Source organism: Streptomyces yangpuensis (assembly GCF_024666385.1).
Taxonomy (GTDB): domain Bacteria; phylum Actinomycetota; class Actinomycetes; order Streptomycetales; family Streptomycetaceae; genus Streptomyces; species Streptomyces yangpuensis.
This window is the reverse complement of the sequence record NZ_CP102514.1, coordinates 2,096,595-2,115,586: the sequence shown is the minus strand read 5'-3', so window position 1 is coordinate 2,115,586 and position 18,992 is coordinate 2,096,595. Positions and strand designations below refer to the sequence as shown.

18 protein-coding genes are annotated in these 18,992 nt (G+C 73.4%); 13 read left to right on the top strand and 5 right to left on the bottom strand.

Annotated elements, in window-relative coordinates; translation table 11 throughout:
• Nucleotides 1-588 precede the first annotated feature (588 nt).
• Nucleotides 589-870, bottom strand: coding sequence for an Lrp/AsnC family transcriptional regulator (locus NRK68_RS09740; RefSeq protein WP_030036325.1), 282 nt, complete (start codon nt 868-870; stop codon nt 589-591).
• Nucleotides 867-1,601, bottom strand: coding sequence for a rhomboid family intramembrane serine protease (locus NRK68_RS09735; RefSeq protein WP_257855593.1), 735 nt, complete (start codon nt 1,599-1,601; stop codon nt 867-869). Before NRK68_RS09735 ends, NRK68_RS09740 begins: the two co-directional genes overlap by 4 nt.
• A 124-nt stretch (nt 1,602-1,725) precedes the next feature.
• Here NRK68_RS09735 and NRK68_RS09730 point away from each other — a divergent pair, with 124 nt between their 5' ends.
• The 7 genes from NRK68_RS09730 (at nt 1,726) to NRK68_RS09700 (ending at nt 10,173) form a co-directional block, all read left to right on the top strand.
• Nucleotides 1,726-1,965 (top strand): hypothetical protein, encoded by a 240-nt coding sequence (locus NRK68_RS09730; protein WP_030036330.1) that lies wholly within the window; start codon nt 1,726-1,728, stop codon nt 1,963-1,965.
• Nucleotides 1,966-2,008: 43 nt separating this feature from the next.
• Entirely contained in the window at nt 2,009-3,373 is a 1,365-nt protein-coding gene (locus tag NRK68_RS09725) for an NYN domain-containing protein (protein WP_183065574.1), read from the top strand.
• Between the two features lie 252 nt (nt 3,374-3,625).
• Nucleotides 3,626-4,654 (top strand): C40 family peptidase, encoded by a 1,029-nt coding sequence (locus tag NRK68_RS09720; protein ID WP_183065056.1) that lies wholly within the window; start codon nt 3,626-3,628, stop codon nt 4,652-4,654.
• A gap of 230 nt (nt 4,655-4,884) precedes the next feature.
• Nucleotides 4,885-5,946, top strand: coding sequence for a C40 family peptidase (locus tag NRK68_RS09715; protein ID WP_183065055.1), 1,062 nt, complete (start codon nt 4,885-4,887; stop codon nt 5,944-5,946).
• Nucleotides 5,947-6,033: 87 nt separating this feature from the next.
• On the top strand, nt 6,034-7,164 hold the full coding sequence (locus NRK68_RS09710) for a hypothetical protein (protein WP_257855592.1): 1,131 nt from the start codon (nt 6,034-6,036) through the stop codon (nt 7,162-7,164).
• Nucleotides 7,165-7,184: 20 nt separating this feature from the next.
• Nucleotides 7,185-8,327: a glycosyltransferase family 4 protein gene (locus NRK68_RS09705; protein ID WP_183065053.1), complete on the top strand. Its 1,143-nt coding sequence runs from the start codon at nt 7,185-7,187 to the stop codon at nt 8,325-8,327.
• Between the two features lie 232 nt (nt 8,328-8,559).
• Entirely contained in the window at nt 8,560-10,173 is a 1,614-nt protein-coding gene (locus NRK68_RS09700; protein ID WP_183065052.1) for a GMC oxidoreductase, read from the top strand.
• 42 nt (nt 10,174-10,215) lie between these two features.
• On the opposite strand, the gene NRK68_RS09695 is transcribed toward NRK68_RS09700, so the two are convergent.
• Nucleotides 10,216-12,012 carry an AMP-dependent synthetase/ligase gene (locus tag NRK68_RS09695; RefSeq protein ID WP_183065051.1) on the bottom strand — a complete coding sequence of 599 codons (1,797 nt, stop codon included), beginning with the start codon at nt 12,010-12,012 and terminating at the stop codon, nt 10,216-10,218.
• Nucleotides 12,013-12,255: 243 nt separating this feature from the next.
• Between NRK68_RS09695 and NRK68_RS09690 the strand changes: the two genes are divergently transcribed.
• The 6 genes from NRK68_RS09690 (at nt 12,256) to NRK68_RS09665 (ending at nt 17,324) form a co-directional block, all read left to right on the top strand.
• On the top strand, nt 12,256-13,071 hold the full coding sequence (locus NRK68_RS09690) for a metallophosphoesterase family protein (protein WP_257855591.1): 816 nt from the start codon (nt 12,256-12,258) through the stop codon (nt 13,069-13,071).
• A gap of 144 nt (nt 13,072-13,215) precedes the next feature.
• The gene (locus NRK68_RS09685) at nt 13,216-13,656 is read left to right on the top strand and encodes an SRPBCC family protein (protein WP_030765795.1); all 441 of its coding nucleotides are present in this window, start codon (nt 13,216-13,218) and stop codon (nt 13,654-13,656) included.
• A 108-nt stretch (nt 13,657-13,764) separates the two neighbouring features.
• On the top strand, nt 13,765-14,922 hold the full coding sequence (locus NRK68_RS09680; protein ID WP_183065050.1) for an ArsA family ATPase: 1,158 nt from the start codon (nt 13,765-13,767) through the stop codon (nt 14,920-14,922).
• A 75-nt stretch (nt 14,923-14,997) separates the two neighbouring features.
• Nucleotides 14,998-15,462 (top strand): DUF5304 domain-containing protein, encoded by a 465-nt coding sequence (locus NRK68_RS09675; RefSeq protein ID WP_183065049.1) that lies wholly within the window; start codon nt 14,998-15,000, stop codon nt 15,460-15,462.
• 61 nt (nt 15,463-15,523) lie between these two features.
• Nucleotides 15,524-16,465, top strand: coding sequence for an ROK family glucokinase (locus NRK68_RS09670; protein WP_183065048.1), 942 nt, complete (start codon nt 15,524-15,526; stop codon nt 16,463-16,465).
• A 97-nt stretch (nt 16,466-16,562) separates the two neighbouring features.
• Nucleotides 16,563-17,324, top strand: a complete 762-nt coding sequence (locus NRK68_RS09665; protein WP_257855590.1) for an endonuclease/exonuclease/phosphatase family protein — start codon at nt 16,563-16,565, stop codon at nt 17,322-17,324.
• Between the two features lie 187 nt (nt 17,325-17,511).
• Here NRK68_RS09665 and NRK68_RS09660 read toward each other — a convergent pair whose 3' ends face one another.
• Together NRK68_RS09660 and NRK68_RS09655 are read right to left on the bottom strand one after the other, a co-directional pair.
• Nucleotides 17,512-18,105, bottom strand: coding sequence for a hypothetical protein (locus NRK68_RS09660; protein WP_183065046.1), 594 nt, complete (start codon nt 18,103-18,105; stop codon nt 17,512-17,514).
• Nucleotides 18,098-18,877 carry an alpha/beta hydrolase gene (locus NRK68_RS09655; RefSeq protein WP_183065045.1) on the bottom strand — a complete coding sequence of 260 codons (780 nt, stop codon included), beginning with the start codon at nt 18,875-18,877 and terminating at the stop codon, nt 18,098-18,100. Before NRK68_RS09655 ends, NRK68_RS09660 begins: the two co-directional genes overlap by 8 nt.
• Nucleotides 18,878-18,992: the final 115 nt, after the last annotated feature.

Sequence of the window (18,992 nt, the reverse complement as noted above, 5' to 3'; positions counted from 1 at the left end):
GGGTGGGGTGGTGCCCCGCACGAGGGTCTCCTCGGCTCGGCGCGTGCTGCCTTGTCGCGGCATGGCGGCCTTGGTTGCGCGCTCGTCCTGCGGGGACCCTCCTGCGTGTCCCCGCCCCACGGCAGCGCTCCGGCGACCCACGGCCGAGGGGAGCGGGGACGGTGTGGGGTGGTGCCCCGCACGAGGGTCTCCTCGGCTCGGCGCGGACTGCTTGTCACGGCCCAGGCGACTTTGGTCGCGCCTCGTCCTGCGGGGACCCTCCTGCGTGTCCCCACCCCACGGCAGCGCTCCGGCCGAGGGGAGTGGGGACGGGCCGGGGTGTCCCCGCAGGACGAGGCGGTACCAAGGCCGTCTGGCCGGGACGTACCCGCGCGCGCCGAGCCGAGGAGACACCCCGGACCGGCCCCGCTCCCCGACCCCGCCCGACAAACCGAACCCAAGCCAGAGCCGGAATCGCCGAGCGCGCCCGCAGGGCACACCGCTCCCCGACCCGGGCGGAGCCGAGGCCGGACTGCCGAGCCGCCTGCAGGGCAAGTCGCACCGGTGCCCGACCCCCGGCGGAGCCGAGGCCGGACTGCTCAGCCAGCGCTACGCGTCGAGGCCGATGGCGAACGCCGCCTCCAGGTCGTGCTGCGAGTACGTGCGGAACGCCACGTGCGTGTCCGTCGCCTCGACGCCCGGGATCTTGCTGATGCGGCCGGGGATGATGTCGGCCAGGTTCTCGTGGCGGTTCACGCGGACCAGCGCGATCAGGTCGTACGTCCCCGTGACGGAGTAGACCTCGCTGACGCTGTCCAGCGCGGCGATGGACTCGGCGATCTCGGGGATGCGGTCCACGCTGGTCTTGATGAGCACGATCGCGGTGATCACGGCTGGCTGTCTCCCTCGGTGGCCGTCGCTGGTCGCCTCACTCTAGTCGTACCCCGATAGCGGGCCCATGCGTAGAGGAAGCCGAGCGAGAACCCCACCAGATGGGCCAGATAGGCGACTCCCGGCCCGCTGTCGGCGCGGTGGGCCGCCACCCATTGGAGGGCGAACCAGAACAGCAGCACCATCCAGGCCGGGAAGCGCAGCGGCAGGAAGAAGAGGAACGGGAACAGGCTCGTCACCCTCGCCCGCGGGAGCAGGAAGAGGAAAGCGCCCAGTACGGCCGAGATCGCACCGGACGCGCCGACCAGCGTCTGCGCGGACTCCGCGTTGGCCGCCGCGTACGCCGCCAGCGCCAGGTAGCCCGTACAGAGGTAGAAGACGAGGAACGCGGGACGGCCCATCCGCTCCTCGGCCATCGCGCCGAAGACGAAGAGGAAGAGCATGTTCCCGAGCAGGTGCAGCCAGCTGCCGTGGACGAACAGCGCGGTCAGCGGCGTCAGCCAGGCGCGCGGGGTGTCCGTGAAGAGCTCGGCCGGGACCACGCCCCAGCGCCGGAAGTACGCGGTGCCCGCGGCCAGCAGGTCGTCACCCGTTCCGTAGCCGGGATCGAGCCCGGACGCGGGGCTCAGCACGAACACCACCGCGCAGCCCGCGATCAGCGCATGGGTGACCACCGGTCCCCGGGCAGCTTCGCGCACGGTCCGCCACCTTACGATCATGTGACAGAGCATGACGCAACGCGACCCCCCTGGAGCGGTGGCAGGCCGTAGGGTTACGAGCTGCGGTGCTCAGGCCGACGCGGACGGCCGAACGGACCGCTTTAATTGAATCAGCTACGAAGGAGAGAGCGGCCCGATGACGGTTCCCCTGCCGACCGACACCACGCGGTGGCGCTGCACCCTGTGCGGCAACCTCACCCGCTTCGACGTCACCCGCTCGTCGAAGGTCGTCGAGTACATCCACCTGGACCTCGCCGGGGAGCCCAAGGTCGAGGAACGCGAGGTGGTCAATGAGACCATCGAGTCTGTCCGCTGTCGCTGGTGCAACGCGGTGGACCAGATCGAGCTCGTGGACAGGCCGGGCGCGGACTCCTGAAGGAGCCCCGCCCGCAGGTAGACCATCACGGTAGGGGTGACGGATTGTGGAGCCAGCAAGCGGCGCCGGGGCGGCCGACGCGGCCGACGACGCCGCGGAGGCGCTCGACCGCCCGCTGCCGGAAGGCGTGCGGCGCCGGGTCGTCGCGCTCGTCTCGGACGCCTTCGGCGCGCTGACGGTCGCGGACCTGCCGGCGCAGCTGCGCCAGTACGCCCGGTTCACCCCGACCCGGCGCGCCAAGTTCGCGGGCAACGCCATGGCCGCCGCGGTCGAGACCGATCCGGTGTTCCGCAGCAGGGTCGCCGAGAAGCTGCGCGAGGCGCAGTCGGACCTGGCCGGCGCGCTGGAGTCGGGCGCGCCGCCGGCGGCCGCGGACCCGCTGGACGTGGCGGCCGCCGCTTTCGTCCTGCGGCCCGCGGGGTGGGTCAAGCTGGTGGCCGCCGCGGGCGAGGAGGCGCAGCGCGCCGACGCCGAGCGGGTCGGTGAGGAGAGCCGGCGCGAGCTGGAGCGGCTGCGCGAGGAGCTGGAGCACGTACGGGAGCTGCAGCGCACGGGCGGTGAGCAGGTTCGGGCCGAGCTGGAGGCGGCGCGCAAGGAAGCGGAATCGCTTCAGCGGCGGCTGCGCAGTGCGCTCAGCGACGTCAAGCGCGGCGAGGCGGCCCTGCGCAAGGTGACCGCCGAGATCGACGGGATCCGCGGCGAGGCCGCGACCCGCGTGGCGGCCGCCGAGAGCGAGAGCCGGCGGCTCAAGTCCCGTCTCTCGGAGGTGGAGACGGCGCTGGAGACCTCGCGCCGGGCCACCCGCGAGGGGCGCAGCATCGAGGACATGCGGCTGCGGCTGCTCCTGGACACCGTGCTGGACGCGGCGCAGGGGCTGCGCCGTGAGCTGGCGCTGCCACCGGTGAACACCCGCCCGGCCGACACGGTGGACGCGGTGGAGCCGGGCCGGATGACGCCGAAGGACATCGCGGCGCGCGCCCTGTCGGAGACCGATCCGGCGCTGCTGGACCAGTTGTTGGCGCTGCCCCAGGCCCATCTGGTGGTCGACGGCTACAACGTGACCAAGACCGGCTATCCGACGATGCCGCTGGAGAAGCAGCGGCTGCGGCTGCTGGGCGGGCTGTCGATGCTGGCCGCACAGACGGGTGCGGAGATGACCTGTGTCTTCGACGGCGCGGAGCTGGCGGCCCCGGTGCTGCTCGCGCCGCCGCGCGGGGTGCGGGTGCTGTTCTCCAAGGCCGGGGTGACGGCCGACGAGCTGATCCGGCAGCTGGTGCGGGCGGAGCCGCCGGGCCGGCCGGTGGTCGTGGTGTCCACGGACCGGGAGGTCGCCGACGGGGTGGCCAAGGCCGGAGCGCGGCCCGTAACGTCCGCTTTGTTGCTGAAGCGGCTTTCGCGCGTTTCCTAACTCCCGGCCCGAATGCCGGAATTGACGGGTCCTGTCGAGGACGCACCGTCAAGCACCCGGCACGGAGCGTGGGCTGAAGGTAAAGAACCTGGTCGGAGCCCGAGTTTTTTCCCGGCAGGATTTGAACTGATCACAGCAGGGTCACTAGGGTCTGCTCAAACCTTCGTGCGGTAGATCACTCATTCGGGGTGGCAGCGAAGGTGCTGCCGAGTTGCGTTCTTCGGCGGCTCCAGGAAGAAGGAGATCGCCTTCGTGGCGTCCCACCGTCGACCCAAGCAGCCGACCCGCGCTCGTGTGACCGTGCTCACCTCGGTCGCGGCCGCAGCCGTCGCCCTCACCGCACAGAGCGCCTCCGCAGCTCCGGCCAAGCCGAGCAAGGACGAGGTCAAGAGCCAGGTCGACGCCCTCTACGAAGAGGCGGAGCAGGCCACCGAGAAGTTCAACGGGGCCAAGGAGCGCCAGGCGACGCTCGAGAAGGAGATCGGGCAGATCCAGGACCAGGTCGCGCGCGGCCAGAGCGAGCTCAACGAGCTGCGCAGCGTGCTCGGTTCGATGGCGAGCGCCCAGTACCGCACCGGCGGCATCGACCCCTCCCTGGCCCTCCTCCTCTCCGAGGACCCCGACGGCTACCTCGACAAGGCCTCCTCCCTGGAGCACCTGAGCGGCAAGCAGGTCGAAGCGGTCCAGAAGATCCAGGCGAAGCAGCGCACCCTCGCGCAGCAGCGCCAGGAGGCTTCCGGCAAGCTCGCCGACCTCGACGCCACCCGCAAGGAACTCGCCGAGAAGAAGAAGGTCTCGTCCGAGAAGCTCGCCGCCGCCCAGGCCATCCTCAACACCCTCACGGCGCAGGAGCGCGCCGCGCTGAAGGACGAGGAGACGCGCGCCAGCCGCGCCGACAGCCAGCGCGTCGACCTCGGCGACGTCAAGGCCTCCGGCCGCGCGGGAGCCGCCCTCGCCGCCGCCAAGACCAAGGTGGGCAGCGCGTACATCTCGGGCCACGAGGGCCCCAGCTCCTTCGACTGCTCCGGGCTGACCCAGTGGGCGTACAAGCAGGCCGGCGTCAACATCAGCCGCGTCACCTACACCCAGGCCAACGACGGCACCCGCATCAGCCGCAGCCAGCTGCAGCCCGGTGACCTGGTCTTCTTCTACGGAGACCTGCACCACGTCGGCCTGTACGCCGGCAACAACATGACGCTGCACGCCTCGAACCCGCGCGGCGGCGTCAAGTACGAGTCGATGGACAACATGCCGTTCCAGTTCGGCGTCCGCATCGGCTGACGGCCGACGGACGCGCCGTACGCCGCCCATCCGGGCGAATTCCACGGCCCCGCTCTGACCACACGCCCCGCCGGTGACCTGCGTCTCCGGCGGGGCGTCGGCATGTGTGCCCGCCCCCGGTCGTTGGCCGGTGCGTGATCGCGCGGCTACTGTCTGCCAGCGCGGAACCCGGCACACGGCCGTCCACGGGGGCGGACCCGGGCCCGCCCAGCGGAAGGGAGCGGGTTCACATGGCGTCCCATCGTCGGCCCGGGCTCGGCGGCCTCGACCGGAACACCAAGGTCACCGTCCTCACCGCCGCCGCGGCCACCGCCGCGGTCGCCCTGGCGGGCGCACCCGCGGGCGCGGCCCCGAGCCTGCCGCAGGAGCCCGGCGGCGGCGCGAGATCCGGCGTCAGCGCCCAGGTCGACCGGCTCTACGAGGAGGCCGAGCAGGCCACCGAGCACTTCAACGAGGCGGGCGAGAAGGCCGACAGGCTCCGCACCGAGGTCAACCGGGCCCAGGACGCGGTCGCCCGCGGCCAGGAGCGCATCAACACCATGCGCGGCGTCCTCGGCACCTTCGCCGGGGCCCAGTACCGCAGCGGCGGCATCGACCCCGCCGTCGCGCTGATGCTCGCCCGGGACCCCGACTCCTACCTGGAACAGGCCGCAGCACTGGACCGGCTGACCGAACGCCAGGCCCGGCAGCTCGACGAACTGCGCCACGAGCAGCGCCGGCTCGGCCAGGTGCGCGCGGAGGCCTCCCGCAAACTCGCCGAACTCGACGCGCTGCGCTCCGACGTCGCCCGCCACAAGCGTGCCGTCACCGCCAAACTCGCCGCTGCGCAGCGGCTCCTCAACTCCATGCCGACCCAGGAGCGGGCCGACTTCGAGCGCTCCTCCCGCTCCGGCGGGCGCCACGACGGCCAGCCCGACCTGGGCCCGATGGGCGACGGCCCCTCCTCCGGCCGTGCCGCGGCGGCCGTGATGGCGGCCCGGGCCGCCGTCGGCCGCCCGTACGTGTGGGGCTCCACCGGCCCTTCCGGCTTCGACTGCTCCGGGCTGATGGTCTGGTCCTACCGGCAGGCCGGCGTCTCGCTGCCGCGCACCTCGCAGGCCCAGCGGCACGCCGGGCGCCAGGTGCCGCTGTCGCAGGCCCGCCCGGGCGACCTGGTGACGTACCGCTCCGACGCCAGCCACGTCGGCATGTACGTGGGCAACGGCCAGGTGGTCCACGCCCCCTACCCCGGAGCCCGGGTGCGTTACGACCCGGTCGGGATGATGCCGGTGTCGGCGGTGACCCGCCCCTGACCCGGCCGGCGGCGGCCCCGCCCCCGCCGCCCGCGGACCGGCCCCCGCCGCCCCCGCCGCCCGCGGCACCCTGCGTACGATCGGCGGATGCTCCCCGTCGTCCGTCCGGCGCGCACCCTGCCGCTCGTGGTGCTCCTGCTGTGCGCGCTGCTCGCCGGATGCGGTCCGGGGCCGGCCGGCCCCGCCGACACCGTCGGACGCGACGTCCGCAAGGCCGTCGCCGACTGGTCGCGGGCGACCCCCGAGGGGCTCGCCGGGATCCCCTTCGCCGAGCGGTCGTACGAGGTCTCCTCGGTGCGGCGGGACGGCGCGCGGGCCGTCGCCGCGGCCCGGCTGCGCCACCGGCTGGCCGGCTACGACACGGCGCCCGAGGAGTCCGCGCGCGAGGTGGACCTCGTCCGGGAGGGCGGGGTCTGGCGGGTCACCGCCGACCGCCCCGCGCCGGGCGCCCTGCCGCAGCTGTGGGACCAGGGCCCGGTGCGGGTGGCCGCCGGTACGCGCTCCCTGGTCCTCGGCGGGGCCGGGCAGAGCGCGGAGACGCTGCGGGAGATCGCGGCCGAGGCCGACCGGGCGGTTCCCGCGGTGAGCGCGGCCTGGCCCGGGCCCTGGGCGGGCCGGGTGGTCGTCCTGGTCCCCGGCTCCCTCGACGCGATGGCGCGGCTGCTGGGCCGCCCCGCCGACACCTACCGGGGGCTGGGCGCCGTCACCACCGGCCGGGTGGGCGCCGGCCAGGCCCCCGCGGACCGGGTCGTGGTCAATCCGGAGGGGTACGCCGGGCTGGGCGCGGAGGGCCGCCGGATCATCCTGACCCACGAGATCACGCACGTGGCCACGCGCTCGGCGACCTCGGCCGCCACCCCGCTGTGGCTCTCCGAGGGCTTCGCGGACTGGGCGGCGTTCCGGAGCGCCGCCACGACCCCCGAGCGGGCCGCCCCGGCGCTCGCCCGGGCGGTGCGGCGCGGCGCGCTGCCGGGGGAGCTGCCCCGGACCGAGGACTTCGCCTTCGGCGGTGACCCGGAGGCGGCGGCGCGGGCGTACGAGGGCGCGTGGCTGGCCTGCCGGCTGATCGCGGCGAAGTGGGGCGAGAAGGCCCTGGTGGAGCTGTACGGGCGGGCCGGCCGCGAACCGCTGGAGACCGCACTGCGGGCGACCCTCGGGGTGGACCGGGCGGGGCTGACGAAGGCCTGGCAGGAGTCCCTTCGCGAGGAGCTGCGCTGAGCGGGTACTGTCGGCAGGCGATGCACAAGACCCTGATCGTGACCAACGACTTTCCGCCGCGACCGGGCGGCATCCAGGCCTTCCTCCACAACATGGCGCTACGGCTGGATCCCGACCGGGTCGTCGTCTACGCCTCCACGTGGAAGCACAGTGCGGAGGGCCGCGAGGCCACCGCGGCCTTCGACGCGGAGCAGCCGTTCCAGGTGGTCCGTGACCGTACGACGATGCTGCTGCCGACTCCGCGCGTGACGCGGCGGGCCGTGGGCCTGCTGCGCGAACACGGCTGCGAGTCGGTGTGGTTCGGGGCCGCAGCCCCGCTCGGGCTGATGGGGCCGGCGCTGCGACGGGCGGGCGCCCGGCGGATCGTGGCGACCACCCACGGGCACGAGGCGGGCTGGGCCCAGCTGCCGGCCGCGCGGCAGCTGCTGCGGCGGATCGGCGAGGGCACGGACACGCTGACGTACCTGGGGGAGTACACGCGCTCCCGGATCGCCTCGGCGGTCACCGGCCGGGCGGCGGCGCGGATGGTCCAACTCCCGCCGGGGGTCGACGAGAAGACCTTCCACCCGGGGTCGGGCGGCGACGAGGTCCGGGCCCGGCTCGGCCTGACGGACCGGCCCGTGGTGGTGTGCGTGTCGCGGCTGGTCCCGCGCAAGGGCCAGGACACGCTGATCGAGGCCATGCCGCGGATCCTGGCCGCGGTCCCCGACGCCGTGCTGCTGATCGTCGGCGGCGGCCCGTACGAGGCGGACCTGCGCGCGCTGGCCGCGGCCACGGGGGTCGCGGACTCGGTGGTCTTCACGGGCGCGGTCCCGTGGTCCGAGCTGCCCGCGCACTACGGCGCGGGCGACGTCTTCGCCATGCCCTGCCGGACCCGGCGCGGCGGCCTCGACGTGGAAGGGCTCGGCATCGTCTACCTGGAGGCCTCGGCGACGGGCCTGCCGGTGGTCGCGGGTGACTCCGGCGGAGCGCCGGACGCGGTGCTGGACGGCGAGACCGGCTGGGTCGTGCGGGGCGGTGAGCCCGAGGAGGCCGCGGACCGGATCGCGGCCCTGCTGAAGGATCCGGACCTGCGCGCCAGGATGGGCGAGCGCGGCCGCGCCTGGGTCGAGGAGAAGTGGCGCTGGGACCTCCTGGCGGACCGCCTGCGCGAGCTGCTGTAGCCGGCGGCTCCTGCGGGTGGGGGCGCCGTGGCGGGGCCCTGCCCCGCGCCCCCGAGTCCCCGTGCACCCGCGCCCCCGAGTCCCCGTGCACCCGCGCCCCCGAGTCCCCGCGCCCCCGCGCCTCGAACGTCGGCGGGTCTGGACGACCGGGCGACGCCACCTCTGACTGTTCCTCGGATGTCTGTCAATACCGCGTCTGGGCGGACGGCTGGATTCCGCTCATGATGCGCCCATGACATCCAACCTGACGCGTCGTCACATACTGGGCCTCGGCGCCCTCTCGACCGCCGCCGCGCTCGGTTTCACCCGGATCGGGGCGGCCTCCGCCGCCGCCGTCGAGCCCGCCGCCGTCCCCTACGCCCCCGCCGTCGTCGTCGGCTCGGGCTACGGATCCGCCGTCGCCGCCCTGCGGCTCGGGCAGGCGGGCGTGCGGACCGTCGTCCTCGAAATGGGCCGGCTGTGGGACACCCCCGGACCCGACGGCAAGGTCTTCCCCTCCACCTCCGCCCCCGACCACCGCTCCATGTGGTTCCGCACCCGCACCGAGGCCCCGCTCGCGCAGTTCCTCTGGCTCGACGTGGTCAACCGCGACATCAGCCCGTACCCCGGTGTCCTGGACCGGGTCAACCACGGCGCCATGTCCGTCTACGTGGGACGAGGCGTCGGAGGCGGTTCGCTCGTCAACGGCGGTATGGCGCCCACCCCGCGGCGCTCGTACTTCACCGAGGTCTTCCCGGGCGTCGACGCGGACGAGATGTACGGCACCTACTACCCCCGGGCCCGCGCCATGCTCGGCGTGAACGACATCGACCCCGCCTGGTTCGAGTCCACCGAGTGGTACCGGTTCGCCCGGATCTCCCGCAAGCACGCCCACAACACCGGCCTGAAGACCGTCTTCGTGCCCAACGTCTACGACTTCGGCCACATGAAGCGCGAGGCGGCGGGAACCGCGCCCCGCTCGGCCCTGGCCGGAGAGGTCATCTACGGCAACAACCACGGCAAGAAGAGCCTCGACAAGACCTACCTCGCCGCCGCCGTCGGCACCGGCAACGTCACCATCGAGACCATGCAGCGCGTGGTCGGCGTACGGCCCGACCCGGCCGGCGGGTACGTCCTGACCGTGCGGACCAGCGACGTGACCGGAAAGGTCACCCAGGTCCGCGAACTCGGCTGCCGGCAGCTCTTCCTCGGCGCCGGCAGCCTCGGCACCACCGAGATCCTGCTACGCGCCCGCGAGACCGGCGCGCTGCCCGCGCTCAGCGAACAGGTCGGCCGCGGCTGGGGTCCCAACGGCAACGTCATGACCGCACGCGCCAACCACCTCTGGGACACCGTCGGCGCCCACCAGGCCACCATGCCCGCCCTCGGCATCGACGACTGGGACAACGCCGCGAACCCGGTCTTCGCCGAGATCGCCCCGCTCCCCATGGGCCTGGAACACTGGATCTCGATGTACCTGGCCATCACCAGGAACCCGGAGCGCGGGCACTTCACCTACGACGCGGCCACCGACTCCGCCCGCCTCAACTGGCGGCGGGAGCAGAACACGCCCGCGGTCGACGCGGCGAAGAACCTCTTCGACCGCATCAACCGGCGCAACTTCACGATCTACCGCTACGACCTGTTCGGCGGGAACAGGGCCTTCGCCGACGACTTCACCTACCACCCGCTCGGCGGCTGCGTCCTCGGGGACGCGACCGACACCTACGGGCGGGTCAAGGGGTACCAGGGGCTGTACGTGGTCGACGGCTCCCTGGTCCCGGGGTCGCTCGGCGTGAACCCGTTCGTCACCATCACCGCTCTCGCCGAGCGGAACATGGAACGGGTCCTCGCCGACCCCCGCTGACAGCGGCCTCCGGCCGCGAGCGCCGTGTGACCGGGGCCGCGGTCAGCCGCGGTAGAGCGCCTCGATCTCGTCCGCGTAGTCCTTCGCCACCACGTTGCGCTTCAGCTTCAGCGACGGCGTGATGTGACCCGACTCCTCCGTGAACTGGGAGGGCAGAATGCGGAATTTCCGCACCGATTCCGCCTTGGAAACCGCCGCGTTGCCATCGTCGACGGCCTTCTGGACGGCGGCGATCAGCTCCGCGTCCTCGCGCAGCTCCGCTGCCGTCACACCCGCCGGCTTGCCGTTCTCCGCCGCCCAGCGGCCGAGGAACTCCTCGTCGATCGTGACCAGCGCCGCCACGAACGGCCGCCCGTCACCGACCACCATGCACTCCGCGACCAGCGCGTGCGCCCGGATCCGGTCCTCGATCACCGCGGGGGCCACGTTCTTGCCGCCCGCCGTGACGATGAGCTCCTTCTTGCGGCCCGTGATCGTGAGGTAGCCGTCCTCGTCGAGAGTGCCGACGTCGCCGGTGTGGAACCAGCCGTCGGTCAGCGCCTCGGCGGTCGCCGCCTCGTTCTTCCAGTACCCGGTGAAGATCTGCTCGCCGTGCAGCAGCACCTCGCCGTCGTCCGCGATGCGCACCACGGAGCCCGGCATGGGCTGGCCGACCGTACCGATCTTCTGTTTGTCCCACGGGTTGAAGGTCGTCGCCGCACAGGACTCCGTCAGGCCGTAGCCCTCCAGGACCGTGAAGCCGATGCCGCGGAAGAAGTGGCCCAGCCGCTCGCCCAGCGGCGCGCCGCCGGAGATCGCGTACTCGCCGCGGCCGCCGAGGACCGCGTGCAGCTTGCTGTAGACCAGCTTCGAGAAGATCTTGTGCTTGAGCTTCAGCCCGAAGGACGGGCCGCGCGGGGTGTCCAGCGCACGGCTGTAGGCGATGGCCGTGTCGGCCGCCGCGTCGAAGATCCTGCCCTTGCCCTCGGCCTGCGCCTTGGCGCGCGCCGAGTTGTAGACCTTCTCGAAGACCCGGGGGACGCCGAGGATCAGCGTGGGCCGGAAGGACTGCAGCTCGTCGGTGAGGTCCTTGATGTCCGGTACGCAGCCCAGGCGGATCGGCGCCAGCACGGCCGCCACCTCCACGAGCCGCCCGAAGACGTGCGCGGCCGGCAGGAACAGCAGCACCGAGCACTCGCCGGTCTTGAACAGCGGCTTCAGGCGCTCCACCGCGTTGCCGCACTCCGCGAAGAAGTTGCGGTGGGTCAGCACGCAGCCCTTGGGGCGGCCGGTGGTGCCCGAGGTGTAGACGATGGTGGCCGGGTCGTCGGCGTTCGCGAGGCTGCTGCGCTCGTCGACCTCGGCGTCGGTGACGGCCGCGCCCGCGGCCTTCAGCGCCTCCACGGCGCCCTGCTCGATCTCCCAGACGTCGCGCAGCTCCGGCAGGCGGTCGCGCAGCGAGGCCACGGCCTGGCCGTGCCCGGCGTTCTCCACGACGGCGGCCACCGCGCCGGAGTCACCGAGGATCCACTGGATCTGCTCGGGGGAGCTGGTCTCGTACACGGGGACGGTGACGCCGCCCGCGCTCCAGATCGCGAAGTCGACCAGCACCCACTCGTAGCGGGTGCGGCAGATCAGGGCGACCCGGTCGCCGGGCCGGACGCCGGCCGCGATCAGGCCCTTGGCCGTGGCACGCACCTCGGCCAGGAACTCGGTCGCCGTCACGTCCTGCCACCGGCCGTCGGCCTTGCGGCTCATGACGGCGGTGTCTGGGTGCTGGGCGGCGTTGCGGCGGATGAGATCCGTCAGGTTCCCGTCCGACGGGACCTCGTACAGGGCCGGAAGGCTGAACTCGCGCAAGACTGCTGCTCCTCTGGGCGCCATCGCCACCATGTGGACCGACCGGACGTTACCCACCGGTAGTGGGTTCCCGATAGAGGGAACCGGCCAGATGTTCCGTGCGTCACATTCTGCACTCACAGGGTCCGTCCCCGACGCGCCGACAGTAGTCGACCCCCTCACAGACTCGGAAGTAACCGCAGGTAGGCCCCGCTTTCCCAAGCCCACTACCAGCTCCTCACCAGCCCCCCTAGGGTTGGCCGCATGGCTGGCAGCATGCGGGGCGGGAAGAACGGCACGAGCGGATCGAGCCGTACACGGGTCCACGTCGTGAGCGACGTGCACGGCAACACCGAGGCCCTCGCCCGCGCCGGCGACGGCGCGGACGCCCTGATCTGCCTCGGCGACCTCGTCCTCTTCCTCGACTACGCCGACCACTCCCGCGGGATCTTCCCCGACCTGTTCGGCGTCGAGAACGCCGACCTCATCGTCGAGCTGCGCACCCAGCGCCGCTTCGAGGAGGCCCACGCCCTCGGCCGGCGCCTGTGGGCGGGCCTCGACCGCGAGCGCATGATCGAGGACGCGGTACGCCGCCAGTACGCGGAGATGTTCGCCGCCTTCCCCCGCCCCACGTACGCCACCTACGGCAACGTCGACATCCCGGACCTGTGGCCCGAGTACGCCGACCGCCACGGCCTCACCGTCCTCGACGGACAGCGGGTCGAGATCGCCGGCCGCGTCTTCGGTTTCGTCGGCGGCGGACTCCCCTCACCCATGCGCACCCCCTACGAAGTGGACGTGGAGGAGTACGCCGCCAAGGTCGAGGCCCTCGGCGAGGTCGACGTGCTGTGCTCCCACATCCCGCCGGAAGTCCCCGAGCTCTGCTACGACACCGTCGCCCGCCGCTTCGAACGCGGCAGCGAGGCCCTGCTGGCAGCCATCCGCCGCACCCGCCCCCGCTACGCCCTCTTCGGCCACGTCCACCAGCCGCTCGCCCGCCGCATGCGGATCGGCGCCACCGAGTGCGTGAACGTCGGACACTTCGCCTCGACCGGCCGCCCCTGGGTCATGGAGTGGTGACAGCGCCGGCGACCGACCGGTTCCGGACGGCCCGCACCGCACCCGGGGAGCCACTGGAGTGGCGGCGTCCACACGCGCGGTAGCCTTCACGCGGCGGCCGGAGGCCGTACACATCCTCGAACAATCTCCGGAGGAGCGACCGCGATGGCGGAACACACCAGCTCAAGCATCACGATCGACGCCGCGCCCGGCGACGTGATGGCCGTGATCGCCGACTTCGCCCGCTACCCCGAGTGGACCGGCGAGGTGAAGGAGGCCGAGGTCCTCGCCACCGACGCCGACGGCCGGGCCGAGAAGGTCCGGCTGCTGCTCGACGCGGGCGCGATCAAGGACGACCACACCCTCGCCTACACCTGGAAGGGCACCGACGAGGTCAGCTGGACCCTGGACAAGTCCCAGATGCTGCGCCAGCTCGACGGCTCCTACCGGCTCGCCCCGGTGGACGGCGGCAAGCGCACCGAGGTCACCTACCAGCTGACCGTCGACGTCAAGATCCCGATGCTCGGCATGATCAAGCGCAAGGCCGAGAAGGTCATCATCGACCGCGCACTGGCGGGCCTGAAGAAGCGCGTCGAGTCCGTCTGACCCACCCCGGGAAGGTGCCGTGCCCGGCCACCGGACACGGCACCTCCCCATGGGATCCCGCCGCGGACCCCGCACGGCGGCGCACCCCCCGACCCGGAGCACCCGCACATGCACACCTTGCTCATCACCGGCCCCGGCGGGGCCGGGCGGACCACCGTGGCGGCGGCCACCGCCCTCGCCGCGGCCCGCCGGGGCAGGCAGGTGCTGCTGCTCTCCGGCGACCCGGGCGACCCGGTCGCCGAACTCCTCGGCGACCCGCTCCCGCCCGGCCTGAGCGTCGCCGCGGTGGACTCCGGCCAGGAGTTCCGCGACGAACTCGTCGCCCTCCAGGAACGCGGATCCGCCCTGCTCTCCATGGTCGGAGCCCGGCCGCTGGGCGCCGAGGAACTCACCGAACTGCCCGGCTCCGAACAGTTCGCCCTGCTCCGCGCGCTGCGCCGGGCCGCCGCCGCACCCGGCACCGACCTCGTCGTCGTCGACCTGCCCCCGCTCCACCAGGCCGTCGCCACCCTCGCCCTCCCCGCCCAGCTGCGCCGCTACCTCGCCCGCCTGCTCCCCGCCGAGAAGCAGGCCGCCCGCGCCCTGCGGCCCGTACTGGCCCAGCTGGCCGGCGTACCCATGCCCGCCCAGTGGCTCTACGAGGCCGCCGCACGCTGGGACGAGGAGCTCGCCGCCGTCCAGGCGGTCATCGAGGCCGACACCACCGAGGTACGCCTGGTCGCCGAGCCCGGACCGGCCGCCGCCGACGCGCTCCGGACGGCACGGCTGGGCCTCGCCCTCCAGCAGCTGCCCGTGCGCGACGTCGTCGCCAACCGGACGGTCCCGCCCGGCTCCGCCGACCCCTGGCTCGCCGGGCTCGCCGCCCAGCAGGAGAAGTACGCCGCCCAGTGGGCCGGCGACGGCCCCGTCGTCACCCTCGCCCACCTCGGACCCGACCCCCAGGGCCAGGACGACCTCGACCGGCTCGCCGCCCCCGGCGGACTCGTCCCCGACCCGCCCGCCCCCCGCCGGGCCTGGCCCGTCGAGGACCGGCTCGCCGAGGACGGCGTCCTCGTCTGGGTGGTTCCGCTGCCCGGCGCACACAAACGCGACCTCGACCTCGTCCGCCGCGGCGACGAGCTGCTGCTCACGGCGGGCCCGTACCGAAGGATCGTTCCGCTGCCCCCGGCGCTGCGCCGGTGCACCGTCTCCGGCGCCGCCCTCACCGACGGCGAGCTCCGCGTCCGCTTCACCCCGGACCCCGGCCTGTGGCCCCGTACACGCTGAACCGGATACCCCCGTTCGGGTACCGTCGAAGGTAGACAGCACGCACGCCCAGCAGCCGCCTCAGGAGAGTCCGCCATGAGCGAGGCCACCGACCGCCCCACCGACGACGACGCCTGGGCCAAGGCCTGTGCCGAGGACCTCGCCGCCGAGAAGGAGCGCCTGCGCGGGCAGGGCCAGGCGGGTCCCGGCGCCCCCGGGACCGCCGCCGAGGAGCTCTTCAAGCTCTTCGAGGCCGTCGCCGACAAGGTCTCCGGACTGAACAACCCGCTGTTCGGCGCCGCCGCACAGGGCGCGGTGCGCCAGATCGTCGACCAGGCCAAAAGCGCGGCGAAGCCCGTCATCGAACGCAACCCCGAGGTCTTCGACCACCTCGCGGCCGCCGGATCCGAGCTCCTCGCCGCCTACCGCTCCGCCGTCGAGGGCCACGAGGGCCGGTGGACCCGCGGCGAGACCGGCACCCCCCGGCAGGCGCCCGCGGACCGCGACCCCCGTGGTGACGGCCCCGAAGACGGCCCGGCGGAGCGGATCGATCTCGACTGAGCCCACGGCGCCCTCGGGTACCGTTGGCCGTGGCGGGGTTTGACCGGAAACCGAGGGACTAATGGGACTCACCATCGGCGTCGACATCGGCGGCACGAAGATCGCGGCCGGTGTGGTCGACGAAGAGGGCACGATCCTTGACACGTACAAGGTGCCGACCCCGCCGACCGCGGACGGAGTGACGGAGGCCATCTGCGCCGCCGTCTCCGAGGTCAGCAGCAACCACACCATCGACGCCGTCGGCATCGGCGCGGCCGGATACGTGGACGACAAGCGCGCGACCGTACTCTTCGCGCCGAACATCAACTGGCGCCACGAGCCGCTCAAGGACAAGGTCGAGCAGCGCATCGGCCTGCCCGTCGTCGTCGAGAACGACGCGAACTGTGCGGCCTGGGGCGAATACCGCTTCGGCGCCGGCCAGGGCCACGACGACGTCATCTGCATCACGCTCGGCACCGGCCTGGGCGGCGGCATCATCATCGGCAACAAGCTGCGGCGCGGACGCTTCGGCGTCGCCGCCGAGTTCGGCCACATCCGGGTCGTCCCGGACGGCCTGCTGTGCGGCTGCGGCAGCCAGGGCTGCTGGGAGCAGTACGCCTCCGGCCGCGCGCTCGTCCGCTACGCCAAGCAGCGCGCCAACGCCACCCCCGAGAACGCGGCGATCCTGCTCGCGCTCGGCGACGGCACCCCCGACGGCATCGAGGGCAAGCACATCAGCGAGGCCGCCCGGCAGGGCGACCTGGTCGCCGTCGACGCCTTCCGCGAACTGGCCCGCTGGGCCGGCGCGGGCCTCGCCGACCTGGCGTCCCTGTTCGACCCGTCGGCGTTCATCGTCGGCGGCGGCGTCTCCGACGAGGGCGACCTCGTCCTCGACCCGATCCGCAAGTCCTTCAAGCGCTGGCTGGTCGGTGGCGCCTGGCGTCCGCACGCCCAGGTGCTCGCCGCGCAGCTCGGCGGCAAGGCCGGACTCGTCGGCGCGGCCGACCTGGCCCGCCAGGGCTGACGCCGCCTGGGCTGAGCCGCCTGGGCCGATGCCTTCCACCCGGACCGCCCGCCGCGCCCCTTGGGGGAGCGGCGGGCGGCTGCGTATCTTGCGGTACATGGACCAGTCGCTGCCCTCGCTGCCGAAGTCCCGTACGGAGCCGGACGGTTCCGCCGTGATCCGGGTGCTCGGATACAACATCCGCTCGCTGCGCGACGACGAGGAGGCGCTGGTCCGGGTCATCCGCGCCTGCGAGCCGGACCTGGTCCTCGTACAGGAGGCGCCGCGGTTCTTCCGGTGGCGCAAACACGCGGCGAGGCTGGCCAGGAAGTGCGACCTGGTGGTGCTGGGCGGCGGCGCGACGGCGACCGGACCGCTCCTGCTGTGCGGCTTGCGAGTCTTCGTGGAGCGGACACAGGACGTACTGCTGCCGCACACACCAGGACTGCACCGGCGGGGCCTGGCCACCGCGGTCGTGCGCATCGGGGGCGTGCGCGTGGGCGTGGTCTCGGCGCACCTGTCCCTGGACCGGGCGCAGCGGCGGGCCCAGGCGGACCTCGTCCTCGACGGGGTGGCCGCGCTGGACACCCCGTACGGGATCGTCGCGGGGGACGTGAACGAGGGCCCGGACGGCCCCGCCTTCGGACGGCTCGCCTCCGTGCTGCAGGACTGCTGGGCGGTGGCGCCGTGGGGCGGGGAGCGGACCTTTCCGGCGGCAGCGGCGGACCGGCGGATCGACGCGGTGTTCGCCACGGCGGGGGTGGAGGTGCTGGCCTGCGGGGTCCCTGCGGGGCTGGCGGGGGTGTCCGGGGCGGACCTGCGGTCGGCTACGGACCACCTGCCGGTGCTGGCGGTGCTGCGGCTGCCGGCTGTCGCGTAGCTCCGGGGTCCGGGTGCGGCGCCGCCCCGAGCCCCCGCGCCTCAAACGCCGGCGGGGCTGGTTGGGCGGGGGCGCTGCCCCCGCGCCTCAGACGCCGGCGGGGCTGAAGAGCTGGCGGAGCTGGACAGAGCGGCGGCGCTGCCCCGGCCCCGCGCCTCACGTGCAGGAGGGCAGCCCCGCCGGTCGGTCAGACCACCGCGCCGCGGCCCGGGTCGTCGTCCTCGTCGTCGCCGTGCTGCATGCGGGCCACCAGCGTCGCGAAGCCGCCCAGGAAGCCGCCGATGCCGAGCGTCGTCAGCCACCAGGTCATGTCCCACTGCAGCAGCACCGCCAGCAGCAGGAGCACCGGGCCGCCGACCACCGCGAGCCACGCGAACTTCGCCGTCGTGTCCGCCGGCGGGAGCTCCGGCTCCGGCTGGACGAAATGACCCTCGTCCGCCGACGTCAGGTCGTCGTCGTCCGGCTCCGCCGGCGAGTGGTCACGCGGGCCCGCCATGCCCACGCCCGGGGCGAAGACCACCGAGCTGCCCAGCGCGGGCGCCGGCGCGGCCGGCGGCTCCGGCTCGGGCGTGGCCTTGGACTCCGGCTCGGCGTCCCGTCCCGGCTCCGCAGGCAGCGGTTTGACGTCCTCCTCGGGCAGCAGGAGGTTCTCGATGGGCCGGAACGGCCGGGACCCCGGCGGGTCCGGCGGCTCCTGCCCGTACCCGGCCACGATCGCGGCCCACGCTGCTTCCTCGTCCAGCGGCGGGATGCCGCCCGACTGCTCCTCGTGCTCAGCCACCGGCCTCCGCCCCCTCCCTGCCCACGCTCTCCGCCAGTCGGCCGACGAACGCAAAACTGTCCGCGAAGATCCGCTCCGCGTCATGGTCCAACGTCGCGACGTGGTAGCTCTGTTCCAGCAGGGTCTCCGTGACGTCCGTCGAGGAGACCCGGGCCAGCACCCGCGCCGAGTCGACGGGCGGCACCACGTGGTCCTGCGGGCTGTGCAGGAGCAGCAGCGGCTGCGTCACCTGCGGCAGCTCGGCGTCCACGAGCTGCAGGAACTTCCGCAGCGAGTGCGCGGCCCGCGTCGGGACCCGGTCGTAGCCGACCTCCACCGAGCCCGGCTTCGCGATGTCACTGGCGATCCCGGGGGTCGAGCGGATGAAGTGCTGGGCGACCGGCAGGGCGAAGGCCAGCTGGTCGTGCACCTTGTTGGCCGGGTTGACCAGCACGACGCCGCTGATGGCGTCCCCGTGCTTGGCCGCCAGCCGCAGGGCCAGCGCGCCACCCATCGACAGCCCGAAGACGAACACCTGCGCGCACCGGTCCAGCAGCTCGCGCAGAGCGCGGTCCACCTCGGCGTACCAGTCCTGCCAGCCCGTGAGCTGCATGTCCTGCCAGCGCGTCCCATGTCCGGGCAGCAGCGGCAGCGACACCGTCAGGCCCCGCCCGGCGAGGTACTCGGCCCAGGGGCGGAGGGACTGCGGGGAACCGGTGAAGCCGTGGCAGAGGAGGACGCCGACCTCTCCGCCCTCGTGGCGGAACGGCTCGGCTCCAGGGAGGACGGGCACCAGGGTCTCCTTGATCATGACGTACGTCGGGCGGGTGCGTTGCTCTGTGTGACTTCACCGTACGCGACGGGGGTGGCACCGGCCAGGGTCGTCGGGCCCCCGCAGGCGGGGGCAC

What these genes read in the sequence shown, in the direction of transcription:
- NRK68_RS09735 (WP_257855593.1), bottom strand. Translation starts at nt 1,601, where the DNA reads ATGCTCTGTCACATGATCGTAAGGTGGCGGACCGTGCGCGAAGCTGCC.
- NRK68_RS09730 (WP_030036330.1), top strand. Translation starts at nt 1,726, where the DNA reads ATGACGGTTCCCCTGCCGACCGACACCACGCGGTGGCGCTGCACCCTG.
- NRK68_RS09715 (WP_183065055.1), top strand. Translation starts at nt 4,885, where the DNA reads ATGGCGTCCCATCGTCGGCCCGGGCTCGGCGGCCTCGACCGGAACACC.
- NRK68_RS09710 (WP_257855592.1), top strand. Translation starts at nt 6,034, where the DNA reads ATGCTCCCCGTCGTCCGTCCGGCGCGCACCCTGCCGCTCGTGGTGCTC.
- NRK68_RS09705 (WP_183065053.1), top strand. Translation starts at nt 7,185, where the DNA reads ATGCACAAGACCCTGATCGTGACCAACGACTTTCCGCCGCGACCGGGC.
- NRK68_RS09700 (WP_183065052.1), top strand. Translation starts at nt 8,560, where the DNA reads ATGACATCCAACCTGACGCGTCGTCACATACTGGGCCTCGGCGCCCTC.
- NRK68_RS09690 (WP_257855591.1), top strand. Translation starts at nt 12,256, where the DNA reads ATGGCTGGCAGCATGCGGGGCGGGAAGAACGGCACGAGCGGATCGAGC.
- NRK68_RS09685 (WP_030765795.1), top strand. Translation starts at nt 13,216, where the DNA reads ATGGCGGAACACACCAGCTCAAGCATCACGATCGACGCCGCGCCCGGC.
- NRK68_RS09680 (WP_183065050.1), top strand. Translation starts at nt 13,765, where the DNA reads ATGCACACCTTGCTCATCACCGGCCCCGGCGGGGCCGGGCGGACCACC.
- NRK68_RS09675 (WP_183065049.1), top strand. Translation starts at nt 14,998, where the DNA reads ATGAGCGAGGCCACCGACCGCCCCACCGACGACGACGCCTGGGCCAAG.
- NRK68_RS09670 (WP_183065048.1), top strand. Translation starts at nt 15,524, where the DNA reads ATGGGACTCACCATCGGCGTCGACATCGGCGGCACGAAGATCGCGGCC.
- NRK68_RS09665 (WP_257855590.1), top strand. Translation starts at nt 16,563, where the DNA reads ATGGACCAGTCGCTGCCCTCGCTGCCGAAGTCCCGTACGGAGCCGGAC.